The organism is Phenylobacterium sp., assembly GCF_016793285.1.
GTDB lineage: Bacteria > Pseudomonadota > Alphaproteobacteria > Caulobacterales > Caulobacteraceae > Phenylobacterium.
This window is the reverse complement of the sequence record NZ_JAEUMO010000175.1, coordinates 1-8,633: the sequence shown is the minus strand read 5'-3', so window position 1 is coordinate 8,633 and position 8,633 is coordinate 1. Positions and strand designations below refer to the sequence as shown.

Genomic DNA, 8,633 nt, shown 5'->3' with positions numbered 1-8,633 from the left:
CGACGCGGAGCGTCTTCGTGGACATGGCGATGGCGGTCAGCACCACCTCGGGGGCGGACGAGTAGCTGAACTGCGGCGAGCCGTGGTGCTCCACCTGCCACCAGGTCTCGAAGCCGGCGGCCTCGGCGGCCCGGGCCTGGCCGAGGATCTCCTGGAAGAGGCTGGCCTCGTCCTTGCCGTGCCAGGGAAAGGCCCGCTGGATCTCGCAGAACACGTCGAACTTCATGAGGGCCTCCGGACGGATGACATAACACGCGTTATGTTATGGGACGAGCTTGGGGATGCGGCGGGCCGGCGTCGCATGGTCAGAACACCGCGATCGGGTTGAGGGGCGAGCCGGTGCCGCCGGCGATGGGAAGCGGGGCCAGGGTGAGCTGGAAGCTCCAGCGGTTCAGCTCGGCGCAGGTCTGCGCGAGGGCTTCGAGGTGGAGGTTGTCCAGCAGGTGCAGGCCCATGCCGGCGAGCGCCAGCATGTGGATCGGCATGGCCCAGTCGCGGTGGATGCGGCCGTTCGGGATAGGATCGCTGACCCCGTCGCAGCCGAGGACGGCGACGTGGCGGGCGTGCAGCCATTCGGTGACGCGCGGGTCGAGGCCGGGGACGGCCTGGTCGGCGAAGCGGTCGCGACGGACGTCGCGGCCGAGGCGCACGATCAGGATGTCGCCCTTGCCGACGGTGACGTCCAGCTTGCGCTCGGCGGCCTCCAGGTCGGCGATCGTGGTCATGGTCTCGGAGTCGACGAAGGCGACGTCCTGGACGCGGGGGATGTCGAGGAGGACGCCCCGGCTGACGACGCCGTCCTTCAGGGCGAAGATCGAGTTCGCCCTGGCGCCGGTGCTCTTCACGTCGCTGGCGGGGCGGCCGTTGTACATCTTCTCGTCGGCGAAGACGTGGCAGAGCGCGTCGATGTGGCTGGACGCCATGCCGTGGAAGGCGATGCCGATGAAGTCGGTGGAGACCTGCAGGCCATCAATGCCGGGCACGCAGCAGTCATCGCCGCCGATCAGCATGTGGTGCTGGGCCGGCCAGGGGTTCTCCGGGCCGGGGCGCGTGGGGAATTCGCGCGCCAGGCTGACGGTGCGGCCCTCGCGGACCTGGCCGGCGGCGGCGGCGATCTCGGCCGGGCCGATGTGGTTCAGCGCGCCCCGCTCATCGTCGGCGCCCCAGCGGCCCCAGTTGGAAACGCGGCCGAACAGGGCCCGGAGCTCCTTGTCGCTCATGGCGAGCGGGTGGTCCCCGCGGCGAGGGTCGGCGGCGTCGGTCACGCCTTGTCGCCGAGGGCCTCGTTGGCGCGGGAGTGGCGCACGCCGGGCTCCAGCTCGATCATCTCGACGATGTTGCCGTTGGGGTCGTAGCAGCAGGCGGTGCCGACGATGCCCAGCGCCTCGGCGGGCGTGTAGGTGGGCCGGGTGAAGACCACGCCGGCGGCCTCCAGCGCCTTCTGGGCGGCGTGAACGCCACGGGTTCGGAAGGCGATGATTCGGGGCACGAGCTCGCGGCGGCGCGCTGGATCGGGGAAGTCGGCCCGGGGCTCCAGCCACTCGATGAGGTCGATCATCGGGCCGTCGCGGTCGGTGGGCAGCACCATCAGGACGCCGCGGCCGTTGGCGCGGCTCAGCCCGAAGATGCCGGCGACGAACGCCGGCCAGGTCACGTTGCGGCGGTCGTTCAGGACCTCGAACCCCAGCAGCTCGTAGAAGGCCACCGACTCGTCGAGGTCCCGGCAGTTGACCACCGTGTGATAGAGCCGCTCCAGCGCCCACTCGGCCACGACCGAACTCCCCTGCCCTAGAAGTTGACGCCGAGCCGCACGCCGAAGGTGCGCGGCGGATAGTAGGCGTAGTTGTCGAAGCCGAGGCCGTTGCCGAGCGTGTTCGACTGCAGGCCGTCGTTGGAGACGATGTCCTTGTTCCCGGCGTTGCGGACGAAGCCCTCGAGCGTCCAGCGCTCGTCGGCCGCGGCGTAGCGCACCGACAGGTCGACCAGGGTGTAGGCCTTCTGCCGCTCGTTCGGGCCGTTGGCCGACAGGAAGTAGAGGTCGCCCGAGCGGAAGACGTCGACGCGCGGGGTCAGCGAGCCGCCGGCCAGGTCGAGCGCGTACTGGACGCCCAGGTTGACCGTGTACTCCGGCGTCTGGACCAGGCGGTTGCCGGAGAAGTCGCAGATGCGGGTGGTCGCGTTGCAGCCGGGCGCGGCGGCGGCGAAGCGGTTGTTGACGGTCAGGTACTCGTCGTACTCGGCCTTGGTGGCGGTGACCGCGGCGTTGATGCGGAGGCCGGCGACCGGCGCGGCGATGGCCTCGACCTCGATGCCGTTGACGTGGGCGCGGCCGGCGTTGTCGATGCGCGAGCCGGTGATGTCCTGGACGAACACCTGCATGTCGCGGATCTTCTGGCGGTAGCCGGCGACGTTGAAGAGCAGGCGCCCGTCGTACAGCGTCGACTTCAGGCCGCCCTCGAAGGCGCGGACCGTCTCGGGCTGGTAGATGCCCGGGAAGTTGCCGACCAGGCCGCCGCCCGAGAGGTAGCCGCGGGCGTAGGCGCCGTAGACGATGACGTCGTCGCCGACCTGCCAGGTCAGCCCCACCTTGCCGGTGACCTCGTCCCAACTGCGGTCGAAGGTCTTGGAGTTGGGGAAGGCCAGCGCCAGCAGCGGGAGTTGGTAGTTCAGGAAGTCGAAGCCCTTCTTGGTGTCCTTCGTGTAGCGCAGGCCGACCGTGAGGGTGAGCGGCGCGCCCATGCCGGCCTTGCCGAGATCGAAGTCGGCCTGGCCGAAGACCGCCCTGGACGTGGTCTTGTAGATGCCGCCGTTCGTGAAGACGAAGGTGTCGGTGAAGGGACTGGCGGAGTTGCGGCCCGTGTCGGTGAACTGGAAGGTCTGGCCGACCTTCTCCTTGAAGAGGAACGCGCCGACGATCCACGAGAACGGGCTGTCCGACGGATTGGACGCCAGGCGCACCTCCTGGCTCCACTGGAACTGGTCCAGCGTCCAGTAGGGGTTGGTGGCGAGGGTCAGCTCCGAGGCGTCGGGGTCGTTGGACTGGGCCCAGTCGCCCTCGGCGTATCCCGTGACGGACGTGAGGGTGGCGACGCCGACGTCCCAGTTCATGGTCAGGCTGGCGTAGACGTTCTCCTGGTCGAACGTCTCGGGGCTGTTCTTGCGCACCTTGCGCGGGTCGGAGAGGTAGGGCTGGGCGCCGACGTAGCGGGCCGGCGCCAGCTCCCAGCGGGTCTTGGTGGCGACCGGGTCGCCGTTCTTCGAGATCGAGGCGATGAGGCGCGCATCGAAGCCCTCGAACGGCTCGACGTAGACCTGGCCGCGGATCATCCAGAAGTCCTGGCCGTCGGCGTCGTGGGTGGCGCCGGGGCCGGTGAAGAGGTTCTTCTGGTAGCCGTCGTGCTCGGCCTTCACGGCCGAGAGGCGGATCGCGCCGTAGCGGTCGCCGTCCTCGAAGATCGGCGTGTTGAACCAGGCGCGGAAGATCCGGGCGTCGTAGTTGCCGACCAGCGCGTCGGCGTGGCCGGCGGTCTCGTTCGTCGGCTTGCGGGTGATGACGTTGACCGAGCCGCCGACGGAGTTGCGGCCGTAGAGCGTGCCCTGCGGCCCGCGCAGCACCTCGATGCGGTCGACGTCGAAGAACTCGGGATCCACCGAAGTGGTGCGCGCCAGATAGACGCCGTCGAGGTTGTAGGCGACCGGCGAGTCGCCGCCGGACGTGGTGTTCTGGCTGCCGACGCCGCGGATGGTGATGACGTTCTCGCCGCCGGTGACGCCGGCGCCGAAGCGCAGGGAGGGGATGCGGGTCGACAGGTCCTGGAAGCCCACCACGCCCTGGCGCTCGAGCTGGTCGCCGGAGATGGCGGTGAGCGCGATGGGCACGTCCTGCGCCTGTTCCTCGCGCTTCTGGGCGGTGACGATCAGCTCGCCGACGACGTTGTCGCCGGCCTTCTCCTGGGCGAAGGCGGGCGCGGCGGTCAGGCCGGCCAGGGCGGACGCGGACACCAATGCGGCACGCAGCAGCATGCGGCTCATTTGCTTCCCCTTCCTATGTCGCCGCCACGCTCTCGGACCGGCGCGGCTTGCCAGGAGATATAACAGGCGTTCTGGAATGTGGAAGCCCGTTCATAACGCGTGTTATGTAACTCGCGTTCGGACAAGTGGCGCCGCGTGCGCGCAATCGCTTGCCAGAGACGGCAGGCTTCCGGCAGACGGGTGGCCGATACACTTCTGAGACCATTCGGGGACGGGATGGGCCGCTCGGTCGACCATGACGAACGCCGCGAGATCTTCGCCGCCGCCGCCCTGCGCGTCATCATGCGCGACGGGATCGCGGGCCTGACCGTGCGCGCCGTGGCCGCCGAGGCCGGCTTCACCACCGGGGCGCTGACGCACTACTTCCACTCCAAGGACCAGCTCCTGATCGAGGCGTCGGAGCTGTCGGCCAGGCTGGTCCGCGACCAGATGATCAAGGCCGAACGGGTGACGCCGGCGCTCGAGGCGATCCGCAAGGTGGTGTCGTTCGCCCTGCCGCTGACGGCCGAGCGGCGCGACTACTGGAAGGTCTGGATCGGCTACTGGGAGCGCTCCAGCATCGACGCCGAGGTGAAGCGGGTGATGCGGCTGCGCTACGACGAATGGCGCGAGCGGCTGACGCGCCTGCTGGTCCGGGCCAAGGCCGAAGGCGACGTGGCCAAGGGCGTCGACCCCGGCCGCGCCGCGCAGGACCTGGTGCTGCTGATCGACGGCATCGGCGTCGCCGTCCTGCTGGGCGTCGGCGGCCGCATCCCGCCCGCCCGCCAGAAGGCCCTCTTCGACCTGTGGCTGGATACGGTGCGCGAGCGGGGCTGAACGATCGCGGTACGAGGCGCCCGGCGGCGCACGCGGGACGTTGGCGCGCCGCCGGGGCCCCGACGACGCTAGAACGCCGCGTCGTCGAAGAGCGAGCGCATCTGCTCGAGCGTGGCGGGCGCGAGCTCGAAGCCGCCGTCGTCGGTGTAGGTGACGATCAGCGCCCGGGCGATGTCGGCTTCCGCGGCCGCTTCCGGCGGCGGGGTCAGGTCGCCGCCGCCGTCCGCCGGCGGCCCGAGCACCGCGTCGCCGTCGTCCTCGCCGGTGACCGGCAGGTCCTCGGAAGGCGGCGGGTCGTCGCCCGGCGCGGGAGCTTCCGGCTCGGGCTGAGGCGACGAGACGCTGGGGCGATACCCCTCGGCCTTGCCGTGGGCCTTGTACCAGTAGTCGGCGTAGTCCTCGACGGTGTTCCCGCCCACGCGCTGCGCCCAGGCGTCGGAGTGCCGGTCGTTGCCCGCGCCGTAATACTCGCTGAAGAACGCCTGGAAGACGTCGGGGCGGTCGGCCAGGATCCTGGCGATCGGCACGCCGTCGTAGGTGGTGCGGCCGACCGGGGCGGCCCCCTCTTCCAGCGCCGCGGAGGCGCCCGCCGATTCGCCCGGCGTGTAGCCCTCGCGCTCGCCGTAGGTCTTGTACCAGTAGCGGGCGTAGTCCTCGGGGGTCTCGCCGCCGACGCGGTCGACCCAGGCCGGGGAGTGGCGGTCGTTCAGGGCGCTGTAGAACTCGCGGTAGTAGGCCGCGTAGACGTCGGGCCGCTCACGCAGGATCTGCGCGGCGAAGTCGCCTTCGGCCGGCGCCGCCGCGGAGGACAGCAGCCGCGCGGCGCGACCGGACAGGTCGGCGTCGTCACCCGCCGCCAGCCAGTCGAGGATTGAGGTCTGCAAGGTATAACTCTCCAGTCGTAACGAGCCCGACCGGAAACTGGCGTCGTTCGCCAGGAACTCAATTGTAAGAAACTTATAAGGAAACCGGCTCGAGGGCGGTTTCCGCGCCGGGGACTTCCAGCGTGTGCATGTTCTGCCTGCGGATCTCGGCCGCGGCCTCGTCGTAGAGGAACGGCAGGCAGGCGTAGCGGCGGCCCCGCGTGACGTGCGTCGCCTCGTGCAGCAGGCTGCAGGAGAAGACGACCGCGCCGCCGAGCGGCGCACGGTAGGTGCGCGAGCCGAACTCCGGGAACCGCAGCTCCCCGCCGTCGAAGCCGTCGTTGAGGTTGATCGAGACCGCGAACTGCCGGTGCGCGGTGCCGGTCGTGGTGTTGTCGCGGTGCGGCTGGAAATAGCCGCCCTCCTCGGCGTCGTAGCAGGCCACGATGTAGCGCTCGATGCGCGTGACCCTGAACTGGAACGCCTTCTCGATCTCGGGCATCAGGCGCTGCGAGACCCGGGCGCGGATCTGGCCCTGCAGGTACGGGTCGGCGACGGACGCGTCGCGGCGCTTCTTGAAGTCGCTGAGCACGCCGACGGTCTTGCCGTCCTTCTGGCGCATCGTGCCCGACGGCAGGCCGCCCTGGGACTCGTAGAGGTCGATGAGCTGGCGGCAGAAGTCGGGCTCGAACACGCGCGGGACGATCAGCACCGGCGCGTGCAGCGGGACGCCCGCGTGGTCGTCCGGCGACCCGAAGCGCAGCAGACTGGCGATCACCTGCGGGCCGCGGTCCAGAGGCGCGCAACCGATGACGCGCATCGAGGGGTCGACGACCACCCACTCGGGCACGACCTGGCCATCGGGCCCTTCGGCGCCGAAGAGGCGGCGGACATGGCCCTCGGAGTCGTCGAACCAGCGCATCGGCGGCCCGTCGCCGGCGCAGGCGTCGAACGAGGCCCGGTCGGGCAGCACTCCGAAGAAGATGCGCTGTTCGACCTGGAAGTGTTTCGCGTTGGCGCGCACCAGGGCGACGGCCGCGTCGCGCCGGGGTCCGGGCGGGGGCAGGAAGGCCAGCAGGATCCAGCGACCGCCCAGGCTGCCGAACGCGAACTCGGGATTGACGTGGGACGGGGCGCTGAAGAGCGGGGCCGGGGCGCCGGCGTGCAGGCTCATGGGATGAGGTCGGGTCCAGTCGGTCGGTAGCGTGGCGGCGGTGGCGGGAAGCCCGGCGCCGGGTCGTGGGGACGGCCCCGGCAGAGGCGCGGCATAGACTTGCCTGGGGGAACCAAGCCTCCCGCCGTCCCGAGATGCCCCGCGCCACGGGAGACGGGCAAGTATATGAAACCTATAAGACTTGATCGGCCAGACCTCCGGTATGAGGCGCGGCGAGACAGGAGTTCGACGCCCGCGTGCCCCCCGCCATGCGCAACCTGATGCGATACGCCGGCGCGCTCGCGATCGTGGCGGCGGCGAGCGTCCTGGCCGACGTGTTCTCGCGGATCACCGGCACGAGCCGGCTGACGAGCATCTTCCTGTCGAGCGTGCTGCTGGCCGCGTTCTACCTGGGCACGGGGCCGGGCTACCTGGCGGCGGGCGCGGCGCTGGTGGCGCACCTCTATCTCGTGGATCCGCCGTACAAGTTCTCGCTGGGCTCGATCGACGAGATGAACGCGCTGCTGCTGTTCCTGGCGGCGTCGGTGCTGACCAACCTGCTGGCCGGGCGGGTGCGCGGCGAGCGGCGCAAGAGCCGCGCGCGGGCCGAGATGAACGCCGCGCTGCTGGAAGCCGCCCGCGAGCTGTCGGCGACCGCCGACGAGGGCTTCATCCGCCAGCGGCTGGCCGAGCGGCTGGGACGCCTGGCGGGCGGGCCGGCCGTGGTGCGCGATGCGGCCGCGACGGAGGCCGAGATCGCCGAGGGCTGGCGCTTCCGGGCGCTGGCGGCGGGCGAGGACTCCTTCGGCGTCGCGGGCTGGCGCTCGCCCAGGGGCCGGGCCCTGGAGCGCGAGGCGCAGGCGGCGCTGGAACTCCTGACCGACACCGGCGCGGCGGCGATCGCGCGGGCGCGCCTGGACGCCGCCAAGGCCGAGGCCGAGACGCGGGCGCGGACCGAGGACCTGCGCAACGCCCTGCTTTCCTCCGTCAGCCACGACCTGCGCACGCCGCTGGCCACCATCCTGGGCTCGGCGACCGCGCTGAAGCGGTTCTCCGACACGTTCGACGCCGAGACCCGCCGCGACCTGGCCACCACCATCGAGGAGGAGGCCTCGCGGCTGGACGCCTTCGTCTCGAACCTCTTGCAGATGACGCGGCTGCAGTCGGGGGCGTCGCCGCTGAACCGGATCGCGTTCGGGGCGCCGGAGGCGGTGCGGACCACGGTGGAGCGGCGCACGCGCGGCCGTCCGGGCGTCTGCACGGTGAGCGTGGAGCCGGGCCTGCCCGAGGCGCTCGGCGATCCGGCGCTGTTCGAGCAGGCGCTGGGCAACGTGGTCGACAACGCGCTGCGCTACGCCACCTGCGGCGGACCGATCGAGGTTGACGTGGGCCGGCGCGGCGAGGCCCTGGTGGTGGCGGTGCGCGACCGCGGACCCGGCGTGGCGGAGGACGACCTGGAACGGATCTTCGAGCGGTTCTTCCGCGCGGCGGGGTCGGAGCGGATCAGCGGCACGGGCCTCGGCCTGGCCATCAGCCGCGGGCTGATGGAGGGGATGGACGGCGCGGTCGCCGCGCGGGCCCGCGAGGGCGGCGGCCTTTCGGTGGAGCTCGTGCTCCCGGCGGCGGTGGCGGCATGACCGAGCCGGCCGCCATCATGCTGGTGGACGACGAGCCGCAGATCGCGCGCTGGCTGAGCCCGGCGCTGCGGGCGGCGGGCTACCACGTCGAGCACGCCGAGACCGGCGCCGCAGCGCTGAAGCGGCTGGCCG

Annotated in this window: 8 protein-coding genes; 2 read left to right on the top strand and 6 right to left on the bottom strand. The window is 71.2% G+C overall.

The features are described 5' to 3' along the window. The 4 genes from JNL41_RS15430 to JNL41_RS15415 all read right to left on the bottom strand — a co-directional run. A partial coding sequence (locus tag JNL41_RS15430; protein WP_293476433.1) for an LLM class flavin-dependent oxidoreductase occupies positions 1-226 on the bottom strand: 226 nt, incomplete at its 3' end. A 79-nt stretch (positions 227-305) separates the two neighbouring features. Then, a complete protein-coding gene (locus JNL41_RS15425; protein ID WP_293476431.1) occupies positions 306-1,265 on the bottom strand; it encodes a cyclase family protein in 960 nt (319 codons plus the stop codon). After that, entirely contained in the window at positions 1,262-1,771 is a 510-nt protein-coding gene (locus JNL41_RS15420) for a VOC family protein (RefSeq protein ID WP_293476429.1), read from the bottom strand. Before JNL41_RS15420 ends, JNL41_RS15425 begins: the two co-directional genes overlap by 4 nt. 17 nt (positions 1,772-1,788) lie before the next feature. Beyond that, positions 1,789-4,032 carry a TonB-dependent receptor gene (locus JNL41_RS15415; RefSeq protein WP_293476427.1) on the bottom strand — a complete coding sequence of 748 codons (2,244 nt, stop codon included), beginning with the start codon at positions 4,030-4,032 and terminating at the stop codon, positions 1,789-1,791. A gap of 216 nt (positions 4,033-4,248) precedes the next feature. Here JNL41_RS15415 and JNL41_RS15410 point away from each other — a divergent pair, with 216 nt between their 5' ends. Next, complete coding sequence (locus JNL41_RS15410) at positions 4,249-4,848, top strand: TetR family transcriptional regulator C-terminal domain-containing protein (RefSeq protein WP_293476425.1); 600 nt, start codon at positions 4,249-4,251, stop codon at positions 4,846-4,848. Positions 4,849-4,916: 68 nt separating this feature from the next. Here JNL41_RS15410 and JNL41_RS15405 read toward each other — a convergent pair whose 3' ends face one another. Beyond that, positions 4,917-5,732: a hypothetical protein gene (locus JNL41_RS15405; RefSeq protein WP_293476423.1), complete on the bottom strand. Its 816-nt coding sequence runs from the start codon at positions 5,730-5,732 to the stop codon at positions 4,917-4,919. Between the two features lie 73 nt (positions 5,733-5,805). Then, on the bottom strand, positions 5,806-6,885 hold the full coding sequence (locus tag JNL41_RS15400; protein WP_293476421.1) for a 2OG-Fe(II) oxygenase: 1,080 nt from the start codon (positions 6,883-6,885) through the stop codon (positions 5,806-5,808). 236 nt (positions 6,886-7,121) lie between these two features. On the opposite strand from JNL41_RS15400, the gene JNL41_RS15395 reads away from it, so the two are divergent. Then, complete coding sequence (locus tag JNL41_RS15395; RefSeq protein ID WP_293476419.1) at positions 7,122-8,501, top strand: ATP-binding protein; 1,380 nt, start codon at positions 7,122-7,124, stop codon at positions 8,499-8,501. Positions 8,502-8,633 lie beyond the last annotated feature (132 nt).

Coding starts and splice junctions, on each gene's coding strand:
- JNL41_RS15415 (WP_293476427.1), bottom strand. CDS start 4,032: ATGAGCCGCATGCTGCTGCGTGCCGCATTGGTGTCCGCGTCCGCCCTG.
- JNL41_RS15410 (WP_293476425.1), top strand. CDS start 4,249: ATGGGCCGCTCGGTCGACCATGACGAACGCCGCGAGATCTTCGCCGCC.
- JNL41_RS15400 (WP_293476421.1), bottom strand. CDS start 6,885: ATGAGCCTGCACGCCGGCGCCCCGGCCCCGCTCTTCAGCGCCCCGTCC.